The organism is Nocardioides speluncae (assembly GCF_003121585.1).
Classification (GTDB): domain Bacteria; phylum Actinomycetota; class Actinomycetes; order Propionibacteriales; family Nocardioidaceae; genus Nocardioides; species Nocardioides speluncae.
The window spans coordinates 1-18498 of record NZ_QEOO01000021.1; the positions used below are offsets into that span (position 1 = coordinate 1).

Here is an 18498-nt window from a genome sequence, read left to right on the forward strand (position 1 = left end):
TTCGTGGTTGTTGCCTCTCTACCCCGGGACTCTGTTGCGCCACGGCGACGACACGCCGCCAACGAGCCTTGACTCCTCAGCGCCAGCCTTAAGTTAACGGCGTTGCGGCTAGTCCAGCAGCCAGGCAGTTGGCGGTCACTGTTCCTGCTGGTCGAGAACTGTCTGGAAGAGCGCGGCCGCGGTCGCGCTGTCGGGCACGGGACTGAGCCAGATCTGGTGGCCACAGACGGCGGCCGCGGCCTCGCCGTCGGCGTACAGGCCTTCGATGCAGGTACGACGGATCTGGGCGGGCTGCTGCCCGGCGTGCTGTTCGGCGAAGGCGACCATCGTCGCGGACATGCAGGCCACGTGATCGGTGCACGGGATCGCAGTCAGCCGGAGCTGGCCGGCAGGCCAGCGGTAGTCGCAGACGCCGCGGGTGCTGCCGACGTCGGTGGGCTCCTCGGCCTTGGCGCGGACCTGGGTCCCGCGCGGCAGCCCGAATGCGGCGGCGACCTTGGCCGGCGGGGCCAGGGTGCACGGCCAGCCGGCGGCACTCGGTGTTGGCGGAGCCGTCCGCGGCGTACTGGACGGCGCGCTTGTGGGACCAGTCGGTGAGGCGGAGTCGGCCGGAGTGGCGGAAGCAGTGGCCGTCGCCGGGTCGTGGTGGGACGACGGCCTCGGCGAGGCGGTGCTGGACGTGTCGTCGCTGCATGAGGCGAGCGCGAGGACAAGCAGCGGTGACCCCACGCATCCGATGGCGCGTCGTCTCCAAGACGTTGGTGGGAGCAGCATGGTCCGTCCTCTCGTTGGTTGCGGCCAAGCCGCCGGCCGACTCGGTGCGAAGATGCCCGGCGCCGCTCTCGGCTCGCTCTTCGCTTCCTTCAACCGGTTGCAGCGCCGCGCTAAGCACCTTCTATCGTGGCCGCGACGACTGCCGACGTACCTCCTTCGACCTGGCCGTTGAGCGCCTGGACCTTGAACTCGTACGTGTGGCCGGCGACCAGGCCGGACGCCTCCCACGGCGGCCCCCAGACGGGCAGCGTGGTGACCGACCAGCTGGACTGGCCGGCAGTGACGTGGCGGAGGTAAACGCGGTAGTTGTTGGCGTGCTCGGGCGTGGTCCAGGTCAGCCTGGCGCCCTGCGGCAGCGCGGTGACCGTGAGCACCGGCGCAGCTGGCGCGATGCCGCTCGGGGTGACCGACACCGGGGTCGACCTGCCGCCCGCGATCAGTCCGTTGTACGCCTGCACCATGAAGTCGTACGTCGCACCCGGGGTGAGACCCGGGATCCACCGGGTGCCGAAGACCGGGAGCGCGAGCTTGGTGAACACGGTCTCACCCGGCCCGCGCATCCAGACGTAGTAGCCGGTCGCATGGGTGACGGCGGGCCACGACAGCGTCGCCCGCTCGTCGCCGGGGGTGGCCGTGACGGTGGGTGCGGCCGGTGTCGGCCCGGTCGGTGCCGCGGTTAGCGTGCCGCTGAACGGGCCCTCGCCGTGGCCCTGATAGGCCTGTACTCGGACGTCGTAGCGCGCTCCGTTGACCAGGCCGCGGATCGTGGCGGCGCTCGTCTTGGACGTCACCGGCCAGCGCGCGAACGCCGCGCCGGACCCGGCCTCGCGGTACTCGACGTAGTAGTGCGTGGCCTGAGGTACGGCGGTCCAGGACAGGCCCACCTCGCCGCTCCGGTTGCTGACCGTGACCCCGGTGGGCTGGGCGGGAGCGGCCGGCGGCAGCGCACCCGCCGCCGGAGTCGCGGCGACGACGGCCGACGACGCGCCTTCGGCGAACCACTTCGCGGCCTGCACCTGTACGTCGTACCGGTGGCCGTTGACCGCCGGGAAACGAGCGTTGCGGCCAGCCACCCGGGCTCGCACCGTGAAGTCCACCTCGCCAGCCGTCACGTCGCGGGCCCGTACGACGTACCCGGTCGCGCCGAGGGACTCCGTCCAGTAGACGTGCAGCGTCGAGTCGGACGCCGCGACCTGTGCCTGAGGCGCCTGCTGCGGCCCGATCGGGACGGCAGGGATCGCCGGGAACGTACCGCCGAGACCGTACGAGTCGTGCAGGGCGTCGCCGAAGGCGCGGGCGATCTTGTACTCGCCGCGTGCGTTCGGATGCACCGTGTCGAAGTTGTCGCTCGCCGGGTCGTAGCCAGCGGTGGTGTCGGCAACGACGAGCTGCGACTCGGGCGTCGAAAGATCGCTCGCCACCCGGTCGACGGCGGCGTTGAACCCGGCGAACGCCGCCCGAGCGGCGTCGGAGTCCACATTGGTGGGGACGTTGATCTTGCCGATGACGACGTCGACACCGGCCCGGGCGGCCCGGGCGTTCGCGACGAAGGTGCGCAGCCGGTACTCCGACTCCTCACCGTCGATGCCGGACAGGCCGACGTCGTTGGAGCCCATCAGCAGCAGCACGACGTCCGCGGCGTGGGTCGCCACCTCGGATCGGATCGTGGTGGTCTCCTCGAGCAGAGTCCGCCCCCATCGCGCCTGATGGTGGGTGTCGAAGCCTGCGTCGAGATAGGCCATGGACCCGAACCCCTTGCTGTTCAGGTCGTACAGCCCGGAGTGCCCGCCCACGAAGTCGACCTCGGCTCCGGTCGCAGTGAGATGCCTGGCCAGCCGGTAGCGCCAGGTCCAGTCGCCGGAGCTGCCGTGGGTGATCGAGTCACCGACGACCATGATCCGGACCGGGTCCGCGGCCTGGGCCGGCGTCACCGTCGGCGTCAGCCAGGCGACCAGGCCGACGACAACGGCTACCCAGACGAGAACACGTCGCGCCATCACGTCACCCCACCGGCTCGTACGTCGCGTTGCCTGGCCACTCGCATCCGTCCGGAAGCTCGTATTTGTCGGTGTACCGCGTTTCGATCGCGCGGTAGTCGCCCCAGTAGAGATTGGCCCGAATCTCGAAGGCGTTCTTGGTTCCGTCGCCGCTCTTCTTGGCCTCTTGCTGGTATTTGTAAACGTAGAACCACATGTCCCATTCTTCGGCCCATTGACGCGAATGAATTGCTTCGTGCTCTATGAGCATCGGGCCGTACCTGAATGCGAAGTCAGGACCTCTTTCGTGACGCAGATTCGCTCGTCGGAACGCCTCGCACCGCAATTCGGTGATGTACGTATACTCAGTCCATCCGGGATACAGCCAGTAGTCCCCAACCGTCATCGATGAGGTGTTGGGAATCGTCGTTCTCGAGTTGAAACATACCCGCTGGTAGACGCCGTCCCGGCAGGTCTTCCCGGCCGTCCTGATCGCGGCTGCCTTATTGCTTCCGTTGATCCCATTCATCCAATGCCAGTCGACCTCCCCCCACATCTCGCGGAACATTTCCTGCCCCGTTGCAGGCTTGCTCGGGCCGTACGGTGTCCACGCTTCCACCTTGAAGTCGTACAGGTCGCTGTATCCGTTGCCGCCGGCGACGCTCGCCTCGGACCCGCTCATGATATGGACTGACCTCCACGCAGCGGTCTTGTCACCCGCGAGTCGCCAGCTCACCAAGTACGAAACCCCCGGTGTCGTGCTCGGTGTCCACTTGACGTGCATATTCCTGTCCCCGGGCGTCAGCCTGAGCCACTCCGGCGCATCGGCCGTGGGGGTCAGGGCGAGTATGTTCGACCTCGGGCTCACTCCGGCGATATTCGCCGCCCGAATGGCGAACTCGTAGCGGACGTTGTTCTTCAGGTAGTCGCCGTTGAAGCTGCAGCACCAGGACGGGTACTGCAGGCGTTTCCAGGCACCGTTGCCCTCGCGCATCTCGACCCAGTAGTAGACGTCTGGCGTGGTGCTCGCCGTCCATTTCAGGCTGACCTTGCCGTTGCCGGGTGCCGTCCCCGTCAGATTCGTCGGGGCCTTCGGCAGCGGCGGCATCGGCCGCACAGTGACGACGTTCGACGGTGTGCTGGCGCCGGCGATGTTCGCCGTACGCACCCGGAACTCGTAGGTCACCCCGTTCGTGAGGTAGCCGCCGTTGAAGACGCAGCACCAGACCGGGTCCCTCAGGCGGGTCCAGGAGCCGCCCGCTGGTCGGACCTCGACCCAGTACCACACGTTCGATGACGGACTGGCGTTCCAGGTCAGCTTCACGGTCTTGTTGCCGGCCGTTCCGACCAGGTTCGTCGGCGGTGCCGGGATCGGCGGCATCGGCTTCACCGAGACGACGTTGGTCGCGGTGCTCTGGCCCGACTGGTTCGCGGCGGCGACCTTGAACTCGTAGGTGTGCCCGTTGGTCAGCATGCCGCCGTTGAACACGCAGCACCCGGAGACCGGCAGCGGGAGCTGGCGCCAGGCCTCGCCTGCGGTCTTGTCGCGCTGCCAGACGACGTACATGACATCCGGGTCAGGGCTCGCCGTCCAGCGCAGGGTCACCGTGCCGTCTCCGGCCGTCCCGGTGAGGCTGGACGGCGGTCGGGGCAGGCCGCCGGTGGCGGTGACGCGGATCGGCGCCGAGGCCGGGCCTTCGCCGCCCGGGTTCTCCGCCGACACCTTGAACTCGTAGACGTGGCCGTGCTTGAGCCAGCCGGGCTCGGCGGACGTTCCGAGCGCCGGCCACGCGCCGCGGGTGAACGTGGTCTGCCCGTCGGTGACGTCGCGCAGGTAGACCCAGTAGCCGACGTTGTCGCCGTCGTACGGCGTCCAGTGCAGGCTCACCGAGCCGTCGCCTGTCGGCGTGCCCGTGAGACCGGTCGGCGCCGGCGGTACGGCGTACACCGAGCGCGCGCTGACTACGGTCGATGTGGCACCTTCGACGCCCTCGCCGAGTGCGGCGACCTTGAACTCGTAGACGTGCTGGTGGGTCAGCAGCCCGGCGGTGAACGTGCAGCACTCGGTGATCGGCAAGTCCAGCTTCTGCCAGGCCTGACCGGCGGTGACGTCGCGCTGGTAGACGACGTACCAGAGGTGCGCCTGCGACGACTGCCAGTCGACCTTGATCCGGCCGTTCGACTGTGCCGTGGCGCTCACTCCCGTCGGTGTCGGCGGCGGCTGTACGTCGGGTACGGCGGAGACGATGTTCGACTTCACCGACTCCCGGCCGCTCGCGAACGCGGTCACGGCGAACTCATAGGTGTGCCCGTTGGTCAGGTAGCCGGCGTTCATCGAGCAGCAGGACGAGACGGGCAGGTCGAGCTTCTTGAACTGCTCACCGAGGGTCACGTCCCGCACGTACACCCAGTACCAGGCCTCCGGTGTGGTGCTGGCGGTCCAGGTCAGGAGCACCTGGCCGCTCTCCGCCTTCGCTACCAGGGCGGTCGGCGGCGCGGCGGCCGGGTACGCGGACGTCGCCTGCGCGGACGCCGAGCGGGCCGACTCCGCGCCGCCGTCGCCGATCGCGGCGATCGCGAACTCGTAGACGTGCGTGTCGGTCAGGTAGCCGGCCTGCATCTCGCAGCAGGTGGTGACCGGCAGGTCCAGCTTCTGCCACGTCTGGCCGGCGGTGACGTCGCGCTGGTAGACCGCGTACCAGACCGCCTGCGCCGGCTGGTCCCAGGAGAGGGTGATCGTGCCGTCGGTGTTGGACGCCGCCCGGACCCCGGTGGGCACCGGCGGCGCCGCGTAGCGAGCCGTCGCTTTCACGATGGCGGACGGGTCGGAGTCGCCGGCACTGCCCCGCGCGGTCACCTTGATCTCGTACTCGTGGTTGTGGGTGAGCCGGCGCAGCTCGGCGCTGGTCGAGTTCGCGCCGTACTGGGCGAACTCGGTCTCGCCGGCGGTGACGTCGCGATAGAGCACGGAGTAGGTCCAGGCGCCGGCGACGGCGTTCCACGAGACCTTGACCGTGCCCTGATCATCGGCGGTCGCGGTGACGCCGGTCGGCGCCGCGGGCGGCAGCACCTTCGGCGTGGCGCTCACCACCGCCGAGCGGGGTCCTTCACCAGCGGAGTTGGCGGCGCTCACCGAGAACTCATAGGTGTGCCCGGATGTCACGGAGACGACCTCCGCGCTGGTCTCGGTGACGTCGCGAAGGGCCTTCGCGACGTGCGTCGCGCCCGCGGTGACGTCGCGGACGGAGACGTCGTAGCTGACGCTACTGCCGGCGACCGGCTGCCAGGTGAGCCGGACGGCCCCGGTCAGCGGGTCAGCAGTTGCCGTCAGGCCGGTGGGCGCCGCGGGCAGGGTGGCCGGGTCGGGCTCGGCCGGCGGCCACGCCACGTCGACGAAGCGCGGGCGGTAGATGCTCGCGTCACCGTTGAGCGCGTCCGGGTCGATCGTGTTGACGTTGTAGCTGACCAGCAGCCTGCCATCCGGTGCCAGCTCGGGGTGCAGCCGGGCGTCGTAGACGTAGGCGCCTTCCTTCTGACCCGGTTCGGGTGCGACGAACAGGTCGACCGGGCCGGAGAACGGGCCGGCGGGCGAGGGCGCGGTGTAGGCGACCACCGCGGAGTTGAACGGCAGGTGCGTGTCGACGGTGACCAGCACATACTGCTCACCGACCTTCTGTACGGCGACCCCGGTGCCGATGCCGGTCAGCGACAGCCGCTGCGACTGTGCCTCGGAGCTCACCCAGCCGGTCGCGGTCCAGAACTCCCACGCGCCGCCGATGCTCCCGGCGGCGACTCGAGCCAGCCGGAGGTGCCGGATCCCGTCCTCCCACTCGGATCCGTAGACGTAGGTGTAGCCGCCATCGGCAAGCACCGCCGATCCCCACGAAGTGGTGGCACCGACCGGGAGCTCGACCGTGGACTCGACCGCGAGGGACGGCAGCGTGAACGTCACCAGCGCGGTGCCCACGAGCGCGACGTCGAACGAGCCCGACCCGGTCTTCTTGTAGTGGCCGTAGAGCACCTTCAGCTTGCCGCCCTCCACGATCCCGTCGGCCGCCCAGTACATCTCGCCGGCCGGCGCCGGCACGAGCGACTTCGGCTCCGCCGCGGTGCCCCCGTGAACGGTGGTCTGCAGGTTGGTGCCGTGCTGCAGCACGATCGCGTTGTTGACGAACGTCGACGGTCCCCGTGAGCCGTCGGCGTTCACCGAGCCGATGTAGGTGTCGGAGAACAGCCAGGCGACGCGGCCGTCCGGCAGGGCGACCGATGCGGCCCCGTCGCCACCGCTCCAGCGGCCACTGGTGTCGCCGTACTCCTGGAACGCGGTGGTCAGCTGGGCACCGGTCATCCCGTCGGCCGGCACGGCCGCAACAGCGACCGACGGCGGTACGACGAGACCCACGCCAACCGCAAGCAGCGCTGTCAGCCAGGCGATCAGGCTGAACCAGCCTGCGCGAAGTGAACGACCCGGCATCTCGTACCCCTTGTTCGGTCACGCACGTCGTGACGCTGGAATGTGGTGGTGTGGCTGGTGGTGTGGCCGGACGCCCGAGTCGGCGGCGGTCGATGCTAACGAGCGTGGCGCCTTGTGCTCTCTCCGTCTGATATCGGCGTGCTCTCCGCTTCACTGGCGCGTTAAGTAGGGTGTGCTGCCGGGCGAGCGGCCCAGGCGGAGCGGGAGATCGGCGATGAGGTTCGCGGTGTTGGGCACCGTCCGCGCAGCGCGCGACGGCGAGTCCGTGGAGATCCGCGGGCATCGTCAGCGCACCCTCCTCGCGCTCCTGCTCGCCAACCCCAATCGACAGGTGAGTACCGCTGCCCTCATCGATGCGCTCTGGGGCGACCCGCCGGACACCGCCCGCCAACAGGTGAGCAATGCCGTGTGGCTGCTCCGCAGGACGCTGGGCGAGGACGACCGGGTCACCACGACGACGACGGGCTACGTCGTCCGGGTCGAGGATGGTGAGCTGGATGCGCAGCGCTTCGAGGCGGGGCTGGCGGCCGCCGCTGCGGAACTCGAGCCGGCTGCCCGGGCCGGCCTGCTCGCCGAGGCGCTGGCGGAGTGGAGCGCCACGGAGGCGTACGACGGGCTCGAGGGCGACCTGCTGTCATCCGAGTCGCGACGCCTCGGGGAACGTCGGATGCAGGCTCTCGAAGAGCGGCTGGCTATCGAGCTGGACCTCGGCCGGACCGGTGAGGTCCTTCCCGAGCTCGCCGGACTGAGTGCGGTCCACCCGGGCCGCGAACGGCTGGCCGAGCTGCACATTCTCGCGCTCTATCGCGCCGGGCGTCAGGAGGACGCACTCGCGGCGTACGCCGATGTCCGCCGCGAGCGGATTGAGCAGCTGGGCCTGGAGCCGGGGCCAGCACTGCAACGGCTCCATCAAGCAATGCTGAACAACGACGCCAGCATCGCCGCGCCCGAGCGGGACCGGTCGCGGCCCGAGCCGGTGGCCTCACCGGCACAGCTGCCGATCGACCTCCCTGCGGTCGTCGGCCGCGACGTCTCGCTGGCGCAGCTCGACGAGCTCACCGTCGCCGGCGACCAGCCGGCGGTGGTAGTGGTCAGCGGTGCGCCCGGGGTCGGGAAGTCGACGCTGGCGATCCACTGGGGGCATCGCCGGCGTGACCGGTTCCCCGGCGGTCAGATCTTCGTGCACCTGGGCCGTGCCGGGGCCGAGCAGGTGTCGGCCGAGGCGACGCTGAGCCAGCTGCTGCGCGCCTTCGGCCGCGACGGCGGGATGCCGGAGTCGGCCGACGAGCTCGCCGCGCTCTATCGCTCGGTCACCGCCGACCGCGCCTTCCTGCTCGTGGTCGACAACGCGACCAGCTCCGAGCAGGTGCTGCCACTGCTGCCCAGCTCGCCCGGAAGCGTCGTACTCGTCACCTCGCGGTCGAGACTGCCCGGCCTGACCGCTCGGCTCGCGGCCCGGCGACTCCAGCTGGAGCCGCTGACGGATGCCGAGTCGGTCTCGATGCTGGCGAGACTGGTCGGCGCCGAGCGGTGTGCGGCCGAGCCGGCGCAGGTCGATCGGCTGGCGTCGATCTGCGGGCACCTGCCGCTGGCCCTCGGCATCGCCGGCGCCAATCTCGCCGACCGGCCGGACGAATCGCTGGCCGAGTACACCGACCGGCTGGCCGCCGATGTCTGGGCGGAGTTGGCCATCGAGGGCGACCTGTACGTCACCAGGGCCTTCCAGGACTCCTACGACGCACTCGATGAGTCGGCACAACGGCTGTTCCGGATGACCGGGATGCTGCCCAGTGCCGCCTTCTCGACCCGCGCCCTGGCGGCCGCGCTCGACGAGCCGCTCGATCGGACCGCCCGGCTCCTGGACGGCCTGGTCAGCCGCAGCCTGGTCCGGGCGGTGGGCGACCGGCGCTACACCGTGCACGACCTGCTCAAGCGGTACGCCGACTCGCTGGGCCGCGAGAACCCCGACGAGTACGCCGCGGGCGCTCGCCGGTACCTTGCCTGGCTGGTGGACGGGGTGACCTGCGCGGCCGATCTGCTCCACGGGCTGCCATTGCGGGTGCCCTGGATGCCGGAGGAGCCGGCGGCACGGGAGTGGCTAGGCGGGGGGAACGGCGCCCGCCGGTGGCTGGACGCGGAGGTTCCGGCGTTTCGCGAGGCCCTGGAGCTGGCGGGACGGGTCGGCGCCGACGAGTCCGCGATCGTCCTGGCGATCGCATTACCCGGGACGTTCTGGCTGGGCCGGCACCTGTCGATGTGGTCGGAGGTGCTGGAGACGGCCACCAGGGTGCTTCCCGAGGAGGCGGACCCCCGGGCAATCGCCGCGGTACGGCGAGCGACGGGCGTCTACCACCTGTGCCGTCAGGACTACGACCCCGCCGAGCGCGAGCTACAGGCCGCGCTTGTGTACAGCCGCAAGGTGCACTGGGACGAGGGCACGGCCACGACCCTGCAAACCCGAGCTCTGGTCGCCTTCGACCAAGGTCGGCTACGGGCGGCGTACGACCTGCTCCGGGACGCCTGGGAGGCCCATCCGTCCGGCTCCGTCGCGCTCAACCTGTCCGCGGTGTGCACGGACCTCGGGCTACCCGCCGAGGCGGTGGCCTACGCCGAGCGTGGCCTGGCGATCTCGGACGAGGCCGGGCTCTACCGCGGGTTGGGCGACGGGCTACGACTGCTCGGGTCGTTTCAGGCAGCCGAGGAGGCGCTGGCGGACGGGCTGGGTCGCTGCGGGACCGCGTGGGACGAGGCGACGACGTTGGAGGTCCAGGCCCGGGTGGCGTACGACCGGGCCGCCGGGTCGGTTGCGCTCGCCGTGGCTCGCCGGGCCCATCAGTTCGCCCTCGCCCACGGCCTGCCCGTCGTCGCCGCCGGCGTCGAGGTGACGCTGGGGCACCTCGCGCTGAGCGGCGGCGACCATGACGAGGCGGAGCGGCTGCTCTCCGGCGCGCTCGCCCACTCGCGCGAGGTGGGATTCGTCCGGATCATGATCGACGCGACCCTCGGACTGGCCGCGGTGGCCCTGGCCAAGCAGGACTTGGCCGGCGCCCGGAGATGGGTGGCCGCGGCGTTCGCCGTCCCCGGCGTGTCCGACTTTCGCGGACACATCGGGCGGGCGCACCTCATCGAGGCCCGGATCGCCGCGGCCGAGCATGACCCGGCGGCCGCGAGCGAGTACGCCGGTCGCGCCCTGGCCGCCTTCGGCGACTCGGCCCACCCTGACGTGGTCGAGGCGCGTCTGCTTCGGGGCTGACCGAATCGTGGCGCGGCGAGGCGGCGCTGCGCATCCTGGTCCGCACGGGACATCGAGGCGTCTCCGGCGGGAGACGCGGACCGTGAGGAGGAAGCGATGGACAAGCCCAGGGTGACGTCAGCACTGTGTGTTGCCGCGTTGGCCGTTGGTGGACTCGCAGCCGGGTCGGCTGCTGACGCGAGCGAGTCACCGGCCAGGACCGCCGCCGGCTGCGCCCGCATGTTCGACGAGGCGCAGCGCACGGATATGGAGTCGTTCCGCGACTTCGACTCCCAGACCTGGCGCGATGGCCATGCCGCGGACGCGATCAGCATCTTCCCGACCGGCCGGATGTTCGTCGGCATCGACGAGATCATGGCGGGCGCGGCCCGACACTTCCGTGAGAAGGACGCGGTCTGGTCCTGGACCGAGCTGTCGCGCCAGGTCGACGGCTGCCGCTCGGCGGTGATCGTGTACGACGCGACCTACGACATCCCACGCTTCGAGTACCACCAGCGCGCCCTCACCGTGGTCACCTACCGGTTCGAACACGGCCACTGGCTGAGCGTCATGGATCAGGGAACATTGCTCGAGCTCACCCCGTGACCGAGCTCTGGCTAAGGCAACAGGTCGTGTACGCCGCGTCCGGTGGCCAGGTCGACCGGCAGGGAGATGTGATCGTGGGTGATCAGCCAGCCCCGGTCCTGCCGTTGGCAGAAGTCCGACGCGCGGACCCAGAAGCCGACGTCTTCACCGGACTGCCGGGTGCCACTGGCGCGGATCAGCATGTGCGCGGTAGCGATATCGCCGCTGGCCGTGATCGTCAGGTCGCGAACCTCCTGACCGATCGCAGACCGCCAACCCTGGAACCAGTGTGCGAACCGGTCGCGGAGCGCGTCGGATCCGACGTAGCGCAGCGGTGGCACGAGGTCGAAGTAGACGACGTCAGCGGCGTACAGCGCCATCAGCCGGTCCAGATCCTTGGCCGCGATGGCCTCGGACCGGGCCGCGATCAGGTCCTCGATCTCGGAACGGGGCTCCAGCATGGTTCCTCTCATTCTCGGAGCATGGACTCGCCGCGGGCGGTGCGCGCGTAGCGCACCTCGCGTCCGTTCCGGCTTCCCTCGACCAGCCCGGAGGAGGCCAGCACGGACAGGTGCTCGCTGATGGTCGCGGCGGTGAGTCCGATGCTGTGGGCAAGCGCGGTGGTTGTCTGCGGGACGCTCAGCTCGGCCAGGATCGTCGTCCGCGTCCGGCCGATCAGTCGCTCCAGGTGGTGCTGCTGGGGTACGGCCGGCCGCGTCTCCCACACGCGGCCGGCGCCGCGTGCGGCATACGAGATGACCGGCGCCACCGGACGGACGTCGACGCTCACCCACGGCCAGCGGAACACCGACGGGACGAACCAGACGCCCTGCCCGGTGGCGCTGGTGCAGATCTCCTGGCGAAGCGAGATCGTGATCAGTCCTGATGCGATCGCCACGTCCTCGTGGATGCCGCTGATTGCGCCGGCGAGCCCGCTCTCGGCGACGATGCGGGTCCGGTACTCGATGTCGGCGCGCACGATTGCCTGGATCCGGTCCCACAGGGGAGACAGGACGGCGGTCCAGTACCCGCACATGGCGGTGGCCGTCCGCTCGGCGTACTCCGGTCCGGTGATGCCGGCGGCGCCGATGTGCGGACGGCGCCGCCGGATCGTCTCCAGGTCGGAGTCGGCCACCTCGGGCGGCGCCTCGGCCAGAGCTGCGAGCCGTGTCAGCGGGTGTTCCTGCACGGTCGAAGGCGTGGGGCCGAACAGGTCCGGGACCCAGTGCGGGTCGCCCGCCAGCTCCAGCAGATGCTGCAGGTCGAACCCGGGGTCGGCCGGCACCCGGGTCACCAGGCGCTCGTGGAGCAGGTGGGACCGCGGGAAGGTCAACACGTTCAGGCTCGCGGCGGACTCCCACACCGCGTCGGCGGCGAACCGCGCCTGCGCGGTGTCGCTCGCATCGACCTGAATCCGGATCATTGTTCGCCATTCTGGCGGAGTTCAGGTGGTCTTGTCGTAGGTCAGGATTGCCACTCCGGTCGCGGTCACGGTGGTTGTGGTGAGTCGCAGTGTCGTCAGCGGCCCTGGCCCGCCTCCGAACAGGCGTTTGCCGCCACCGAGGACGACCGGGTGGTACCAGAGCTGGTAGGTGTCGACGAGGTCGTGCTCGATGAGGGTGTGCGCGAGATTGCTGCTGCCGGGCACCACGATCTGGCACTCGTGCTGCTTCTTGAGCTCGGCGACCCGGTCGGGAATTCGGTCAGGCCAGATGGTGGTGCCGGCCCAGCTCGCCTCGGCGAGGGTGGTGGAGACGACGTACTTGGGCCGGCTGTTCAAGGCTCCCGCGATCAGGTCGGCCGGATCGGTGATCGCGGGCCAGTGCGGCACCCAGATGTCGTAGGTACGCCGGCCGAACAGGAAGGCGCTGGCGCTGAGGTAGGTGACGGTGCCATGTTCGCGATGGTCGGCCAGGTGCGGACCGGCCCAGCCACCGTGTCGGAACCCGTCGTCGGTGTCCTCGCCCTCGTGTCCCGGAGCTTGGGCCACGCCATCGAGGCTGAGGTATTCGATGACCGTCAGCGAGGCCATGACTCGTCCCCTGACTCGGGCGCTCGGGTGACGATGGCCAGCCACACCGAGGAGTGGAGGGCGACCAGCACGAACGCCAGGGTCGTGACCTGGTTGGGTGCGGCGGACAGGCCGGCGACGGCGAGCAGCAGGGCGGCGCCGGTGGCGACGGAGTAGCCGGCAAGCCGGCGGTGGCTGGCCGCGCGGTACCGGCGGGCCATGATGACGCAGGCCGCGACTGCTGCGAGCAGCCCGATGCTGGCGACGGTGAAGTGGATCGCGCCCTGGGTGCTGAGCTCGGGCGTTCCGTCCGGCGTGCCGGGTGGGAAGCCCTCGGCCGGGTCGGGCGGGAACAGCCCGGCGCCGATCATCCCCGCGCCGTGTACGCCGATCAGCCGGGGCACCCAGCGGGCGCCGCGACCGTCCGGCATGGTCTGGTGCAGGCTGATGGCGGCGGCGATGGTCAGCGTGCCGGTGACGATGAAGTTGGTGATCTGGATCCAGCCGTATTCGCCGTTCTCCGCGAGGCTGAGGACGTGGCGGCTGATGTCGAACCCGTCGCGGAACAGGTACTGGCCGGCGGCCAGGACCAGGTACACGACGGCAGCGGCGGTGCCGGCCTGTCGAAGGCTGCTGGCGGTCATGACGGGTCTCCTTTCCGAGAAGCGGGTCACCGAGTGAAGAACTCGGCGAGGGCGGGTGCCAGCACCGTGGCTTCGACGTTGTGCTGCTGGCCGGCGAGGGTGGCCCGGGTGCCGTCGGCGACGCTGTCGGCGACCTGGTCCGCCGCGCTGCTCAGCCACGGTGTGGTGCCGCCGTCCAGCACCAGCGTCGGGCAGCTCACCATGGCGGCCTGGTCGGCCGGGATCGTGAAGTCGCCGGCGAGCTGGGCGTCGTACACCAGGGCCGGGCTGGCAGCCGCCTCCAGGAAGCCCCACGCGGGTCCCTGCCGCAGACCGGCGACGAACTCGGCGGGGATGCCGGCGGCAACGGTCAGGAACAGCTCCGCCATCGCGCCGTACTTGCCCGCCTTGGCCAGCTCGGCCTGCTGCTCGGCGTAGTCGGCCGGGACGGCCGGTCCGCCACCGCTGGCGGCGTACGGCGGCTCCCACAGGGCGAGCCGTTGGAACGGAACGCCGGCTGCGGCGGCGCGGAACGCGACGAACACCCCGCCGGAGTTCCCGAAGACGCCGGCCTGGCCGCCGGCGGCGTCGATGACCGCGGTCAGGTCCTCGACCTCCCGGTCGGGGTTGTATGGCTGGACGTCGCCGCTGCCGCCGCGGCCACGCCGGTCGTAGTTGACGACCGTGCACGAGCTCGACAGCAGGCCGGCGAGCTCGGCGTTGGAGTTGCGGTCGGTCGGCCCGGCGCAGATCAGGACGACGACCGGGCCGCTGCCCGTCTGGTCGTACTCGATCCGGGTGCCGTCGGCGGAGGTGGTTGTGGGCATGACTGATCTCCTGTTCGTTGGAATGGACCGGCCGGAACCTGGGGCGTCGGGCTGGTCTGAGGGTCGGCCACCGCGGTCGGCGGCGCCATGTTTAGGTTTCCGCCGAACTCTCCGGCCCGCGATACATTCAGCCGTGGCTAAACCCGAATCCATCGATGGGCGCCTGCTGCGCGCCACCATGCGGGCGCGCTGGCTGCGTTGGCGAAGACTCGACGGGCCTCCGGCCCGCCTTCGCTCCGCCCCCTTGCCATCACACCCACCTGGTGACGCTCGCGACGGCGCCCATCGATGGATCCGGGCTAAAAGTGGCCGGGCCCGATGTGCCGACGAGGAGTCGGCGTGATCGAGTGGCGGCTGCTGCCCGAGGACGTCGCGCGGATCCGGTTCGCGTTCTCGCCACTGCAGGAGCTGGTCTACAGCCTGGTCGCGCTCCGTGCGCCCGGCGAGCACTCGCTGCACCTGCCGTGGGTGCGGGCCACGCGCCCGCTCGTCGCGGACCTCGACCTGGCGGAGGTCTTCGCGATCGCGCCGGTGCACGGGTTCATCGCCGACTTCCTGACCCGGGCACCGTCAGTGCCGCAGCCGGACATCACCGCCGAGCTCGACACCATCCTGAGCACCGACCCGGCGCAGGTGGTCGCTGACATCGCGGATGTCCCGAACGTCCCGGTAGGCGTCGCTGCGCGGATCGGTGCCGACCCCGACGCAGCCCTGGTGCGCATCGTCGACACGCTCCGGGCGTACTGGGACGTGGCGCTGGTGGCGCACTGGCCGCGGATCCTGCGCCTCCTCGAGGCCGACGTGATGTGGCGCTCGCAGCGGCTTGCCACCGGCGGGCTGCACGCGCTGTTCCAGGACCTGCACGAGACCGTCAGGCTGGACGGCGACAGACTGTCCGCCGCGGACCCGTTCGACTACTCCGGCGACCTGTCGGGCACGGGCCTGACCCTGGTCCCGCACGCGATGGGCTGGCCACGAGTCCGCAAGATGGTCGCGCCGTACCAGCCGGAGATCGCCTATCCGGTCCGGGGCGTGGCCACCCTGTGGGAGACCACGCCACCGCCGCCGCCCGACGCCCTCGCCGCACTGCTCGGTAGGACCCGCGCCATGATCCTCCTTGACCTGGCCGAGCCGGCCAGCACGACCACCCTCGCGCGCCGGATGCAGGTCACGGCGGGCGCCGTCAGCCAGCACCTCTCCGTCCTGCACGCCTGCGGCCTCGTCTCCCGGACCAGGGTCGCCGGGTCGGTGCTGTACCGCCGCACCGCACGCGGAGACACGCTGACGAGCTGACCGCACATGGGCGGTGGAATCGTCCGGCCGGTTCGGTCGTTGTGCAGGTCGTGACTCCCGGAGTGATAGTGCTGCTGCTCGTGGTCGCCGCGGTGGCGGCGTACGGCGGTTGGTGGGCCGCCAGCAACGGCCGCTTCCGCGGCACGCACCGGGTCAAGGGCGCCGAGGGCGCGACGGCCGAGCCGGTCGAGAGCACCTGGGACGCCGTCGTCGCGGCCGGCCCGACGCGTGCGGCCGCGCTCGGTGAGCGGGCCACGCTGGTCCAGTTCTCCACGTCGTTCTGCGCGCCGTGCCGGGCCGCCCGCCGGGTCTTGACCGATGTCGCCGAGCTGGTGCCGGGCGTGGTCCACGTCGAGGTGGACGCCGAGCATCATCTGGAGCTGGTCCGCCGGCTCGGGGTGCTGCGGACGCCGACCACGCTGGTCCTCGGACCGGACGGTCACGAGGTCACCAGGGCCAGTGGTGCGCCCACCAAGGTGCAGGTTCTGAACGCTCTCACGCAGGTCTCCTGAGCGTGAGATGTCCACAATGCGGATACGTGTCCCATTGAGTGAGACCCCGGTTTCCTGTGTACGGCGGCCCGCGCATACGCTTCCTGCCATGTTGACGACCTGGCTGACCAAGCGCCGCGCAGTGGATCACTGCCGCGTGCGCTCGTCGCTGTGTCGAATGTCCTGACGGGACGCACCCTCTCCTTGCCTGCGCGCTGACCGCTATGCCGTCGCGCCTGCGCACACCCTGAGCCCTCTCTGCGTCCCGACCTCGGTCCGTCAGTACCCCACTCGGAGACCTTCCAGGACGTCAGGAGCTCGGCATGAGCCAGCAAATCGATCCACGTGGCCAGCGGTTCGCGGCCGCCGTCACCGCGGTCGTGCTCGTCGTCGTACTCCTGACCGCACCGAGCGCCTTCGGCGTCGGACTCCTGGGTGTGCAGACGGCACTCTTCGCGGTCGCGGCCGGACTCGGCGTCCAGCGCACCCCTCACGCATGGGTGTTCAAGCGCCTGATCCGGCCGCGACTGGCAGCACCACAAGACCTCGAGGACGCCGCGCCGCCGCGCTTCGCCCAGGCCGTCGGCCTGGTCTTCTCGGCGGCCGCCCTCCTCGCCTATCTCTTCGGCGCGACGCTCGTGGGCGCGATCGCGACCGGGTTCGCCCTCGTGGCAGCGCTGCTCAACGCGGTCTTCGGGCTGTGCCTCGGGTGTGAGGCATACCTGCTGATCCGCCGACTCACCGCCCGCACCTCCAACACCCCAGCACCAGCTGAAACCAACTGAAAGGCAGCACTGAACATGAGCCGCGAGAGTTCACTCGTCAACGCACAGTGGGTCGAGGACAACCTCGACAACGAGAAGGTCGTCCTGATCGAGGTCGACGAGGACACCACGTCGTACGACAAGGGCCACATCCGCACCGCGATCAAGCTCGACTGGACCACCGACCTGCAGGACCAGGTGCGTCGCGACTTCGTCAGCAAGGAGCAGTTCGAAGCGCTGCTGTCCGAGCGCGGCGTGGCCAACGACCACACCGTGGTGCTGTACGGCGGCAACAACAACTGGTTTGCCGCGTACGCCTACTGGTACTTCACCCTCTACGGCCACGCAGACGTCAAGCTGCTCGACGGCGGCCGCAAGAAGTGGGAGCTCGACTCGCGCGAGCTCACCGACGAGCTGCCGACCCGCGCCGCGACGACGTACACCGCGCAGGAGCAGGACCACACGATCCGCGCCTTCCGCGACGAGGTCGTCGAGTCGATCGGCACCCAGAACCTGGTCGACGTCCGCTCGCCCGACGAGTACGCCGGCCGGCTGCTCGCCCCGGCCCACCTGCCGCAGGAGCAGGCCCAGCGCGCCGGCCACATCCCGACCGCCGCGAACGTGCCGTGGTCCAAGGCCGCGAACGACGACGGCACCTTCCGCGCCGACGACGAGCTGAAGGAGATCTACACCGAGGCCGGCGTCAACTGGGACAAGGACACCATCGCCTACTGCCGGATCGGCGAGCGCAGCTCGCACACCTGGTTCGTGCTGAAGGAGATCCTCGGCCAGGAGAACGTGAAGAACTACGACGGCTCGTGGACCGAGTACGGCTCGCTCGTCGGTGTCCCGGTCGCCATCGGCGACGAGGCCGGCGAGGCCTGAGCCTCGGTTCGGGTGCGAGAAAGGAACTGAGGAACTATGTGCGGAGCAACTGAAGGTGGCCTGTCCCTGGACGGCATCAATGTCGCCAAGGAAGCCATCATCCAGGGCCAGGTGACCAAGGCCGGCGACCCGGTCGGTACGGCGTACGTCCGACTGCTGGACCGGACCGGAGAGTTCACCGCCGAGGTCCCGACCTCGGCGAGCGGCCACTTCCGGTTCTTCGCCGGCGACGGCGACTGGACCCTGCGGACCCTCGCGCCGCAGACCGACCCCGTCGACACCGCGGTCGCCGCCGCCACCGGCTCCATCGCCGAAGTCGCCATCGCCCTCTGACGGGCGTGGAGTACGCCGACCCGCCCCGTCTTCACGAGGAGAGTCGCCGACCCGCCCCGTCTTCACGCTGAGAGACGCTGACCCGGCCCGTGTTCACATAGATGACGTGAACAAGAGCCGGGTCAGCGTCTATGGGGCTCTTCCTACCTGAGGTGGGGGCTGGTGAGTCCGCCGCCGACGAGGAGCATGCGTAGGCGGTAGTTGTCGTAGTTGCGGAATCCTCGGGCGAC

General features: G+C 70.2%; 15 protein-coding genes. 7 read left to right on the top strand and 8 right to left on the bottom strand.

What is annotated here, in order from left to right:
• Positions 1–135: 135 nt before the first annotated feature.
• From DDV73_RS12180 to DDV73_RS12190, 3 genes are all read right to left on the bottom strand, one after another.
• On the bottom strand, positions 136–729 hold the full coding sequence (locus DDV73_RS12180; RefSeq protein ID WP_109507527.1) for a hypothetical protein: 594 nt from the start codon (positions 727–729) through the stop codon (positions 136–138).
• A 155-nt stretch (positions 730–884) separates the two neighbouring features.
• Positions 885–2771: a fibronectin type III domain-containing protein gene (locus DDV73_RS12185; RefSeq protein WP_154402743.1), complete on the bottom strand. Its 1887-nt coding sequence runs from the start codon at positions 2769–2771 to the stop codon at positions 885–887.
• Positions 2772–2775: 4 nt separating this feature from the next.
• A complete protein-coding gene (locus DDV73_RS12190) occupies positions 2776–7224 on the bottom strand; it encodes a fibronectin type III domain-containing protein (RefSeq protein WP_109507529.1) in 4449 nt (1482 codons plus the stop codon).
• Between the two features lie 214 nt (positions 7225–7438).
• Here DDV73_RS12190 and DDV73_RS12195 point away from each other — a divergent pair, with 214 nt between their 5' ends.
• On the top strand, positions 7439–10477 hold the full coding sequence (locus DDV73_RS12195; protein WP_109507530.1) for an AfsR/SARP family transcriptional regulator: 3039 nt from the start codon (positions 7439–7441) through the stop codon (positions 10475–10477).
• 96 nt (positions 10478–10573) lie between these two features.
• Positions 10574–11062 (top strand): hypothetical protein, encoded by a 489-nt coding sequence (locus DDV73_RS12200; RefSeq protein WP_154402744.1) that lies wholly within the window; start codon positions 10574–10576, stop codon positions 11060–11062.
• An 11-nt stretch (positions 11063–11073) separates the two neighbouring features.
• On the opposite strand, the gene DDV73_RS12205 is transcribed toward DDV73_RS12200, so the two are convergent.
• The 5 genes from DDV73_RS12205 to DDV73_RS12225 are packed head-to-tail and all read right to left on the bottom strand — an operon-like array spanning position 11074 to position 14502.
• Positions 11074–11502 (bottom strand): YybH family protein, encoded by a 429-nt coding sequence (locus tag DDV73_RS12205; protein ID WP_109507532.1) that lies wholly within the window; start codon positions 11500–11502, stop codon positions 11074–11076.
• Between the two features lie 8 nt (positions 11503–11510).
• Positions 11511–12464, bottom strand: a complete 954-nt coding sequence (locus DDV73_RS12210) for an ArsR/SmtB family transcription factor (protein WP_109507533.1) — start codon at positions 12462–12464, stop codon at positions 11511–11513.
• Between the two features lie 21 nt (positions 12465–12485).
• Positions 12486–13073: a dihydrofolate reductase family protein gene (locus tag DDV73_RS12215; protein WP_109507534.1), complete on the bottom strand. Its 588-nt coding sequence runs from the start codon at positions 13071–13073 to the stop codon at positions 12486–12488.
• Positions 13061–13696 (bottom strand): DUF998 domain-containing protein, encoded by a 636-nt coding sequence (locus tag DDV73_RS12220; RefSeq protein WP_109507535.1) that lies wholly within the window; start codon positions 13694–13696, stop codon positions 13061–13063. The genes DDV73_RS12215 and DDV73_RS12220 overlap by 13 nt, the downstream gene beginning before the upstream one ends.
• 26 nt (positions 13697–13722) lie before the next feature.
• The gene (locus DDV73_RS12225) at positions 13723–14502 is read right to left on the bottom strand and encodes an alpha/beta fold hydrolase (RefSeq protein ID WP_109507536.1); all 780 of its coding nucleotides are present in this window, start codon (positions 14500–14502) and stop codon (positions 13723–13725) included.
• A 339-nt stretch (positions 14503–14841) separates the two neighbouring features.
• Here DDV73_RS12225 and DDV73_RS12230 point away from each other — a divergent pair, with 339 nt between their 5' ends.
• The 5 genes from DDV73_RS12230 (at position 14842) to DDV73_RS12250 (ending at position 18268) form a co-directional block, all read left to right on the top strand.
• Positions 14842–15795: an ArsR/SmtB family transcription factor gene (locus DDV73_RS12230; protein ID WP_206050836.1), complete on the top strand. Its 954-nt coding sequence runs from the start codon at positions 14842–14844 to the stop codon at positions 15793–15795.
• Positions 15796–15863: 68 nt separating this feature from the next.
• The gene (locus DDV73_RS12235) at positions 15864–16307 is read left to right on the top strand and encodes a thioredoxin family protein (RefSeq protein ID WP_240617258.1); all 444 of its coding nucleotides are present in this window, start codon (positions 15864–15866) and stop codon (positions 16305–16307) included.
• Between the two features lie 302 nt (positions 16308–16609).
• The gene (locus tag DDV73_RS12240; protein ID WP_109507538.1) at positions 16610–17071 is read left to right on the top strand and encodes a DUF4395 domain-containing protein; all 462 of its coding nucleotides are present in this window, start codon (positions 16610–16612) and stop codon (positions 17069–17071) included.
• A gap of 15 nt (positions 17072–17086) precedes the next feature.
• Positions 17087–17935 carry a sulfurtransferase gene (locus DDV73_RS12245; protein ID WP_109507539.1) on the top strand — a complete coding sequence of 283 codons (849 nt, stop codon included), beginning with the start codon at positions 17087–17089 and terminating at the stop codon, positions 17933–17935.
• A gap of 36 nt (positions 17936–17971) precedes the next feature.
• Positions 17972–18268 carry a DUF1416 domain-containing protein gene (locus tag DDV73_RS12250; protein ID WP_109507540.1) on the top strand — a complete coding sequence of 99 codons (297 nt, stop codon included), beginning with the start codon at positions 17972–17974 and terminating at the stop codon, positions 18266–18268.
• The last annotated feature ends 230 nt before the right edge of the window (positions 18269–18498 follow it).

What these genes read in the sequence shown, in the direction of transcription:
- DDV73_RS12185 (WP_154402743.1), bottom strand. Translation starts at nt 2,771, where the DNA reads ATGGCGCGACGTGTTCTCGTCTGGGTAGCCGTTGTCGTCGGCCTGGTC.
- DDV73_RS12190 (WP_109507529.1), bottom strand. Translation starts at nt 7,224, where the DNA reads ATGCCGGGTCGTTCACTTCGCGCAGGCTGGTTCAGCCTGATCGCCTGG.
- DDV73_RS12195 (WP_109507530.1), top strand. Translation starts at nt 7,439, where the DNA reads ATGAGGTTCGCGGTGTTGGGCACCGTCCGCGCAGCGCGCGACGGCGAG.
- DDV73_RS12200 (WP_154402744.1), top strand. Translation starts at nt 10,574, where the DNA reads ATGGACAAGCCCAGGGTGACGTCAGCACTGTGTGTTGCCGCGTTGGCC.
- DDV73_RS12205 (WP_109507532.1), bottom strand. Translation starts at nt 11,502, where the DNA reads ATGCTGGAGCCCCGTTCCGAGATCGAGGACCTGATCGCGGCCCGGTCC.
- DDV73_RS12210 (WP_109507533.1), bottom strand. Translation starts at nt 12,464, where the DNA reads ATGATCCGGATTCAGGTCGATGCGAGCGACACCGCGCAGGCGCGGTTC.
- DDV73_RS12215 (WP_109507534.1), bottom strand. Translation starts at nt 13,073, where the DNA reads ATGGCCTCGCTGACGGTCATCGAATACCTCAGCCTCGATGGCGTGGCC.
- DDV73_RS12220 (WP_109507535.1), bottom strand. Translation starts at nt 13,696, where the DNA reads ATGACCGCCAGCAGCCTTCGACAGGCCGGCACCGCCGCTGCCGTCGTG.
- DDV73_RS12225 (WP_109507536.1), bottom strand. Translation starts at nt 14,502, where the DNA reads ATGCCCACAACCACCTCCGCCGACGGCACCCGGATCGAGTACGACCAG.
- DDV73_RS12240 (WP_109507538.1), top strand. Translation starts at nt 16,610, where the DNA reads ATGAGCCAGCAAATCGATCCACGTGGCCAGCGGTTCGCGGCCGCCGTC.
- DDV73_RS12245 (WP_109507539.1), top strand. Translation starts at nt 17,087, where the DNA reads ATGAGCCGCGAGAGTTCACTCGTCAACGCACAGTGGGTCGAGGACAAC.
- DDV73_RS12250 (WP_109507540.1), top strand. Translation starts at nt 17,972, where the DNA reads ATGTGCGGAGCAACTGAAGGTGGCCTGTCCCTGGACGGCATCAATGTC.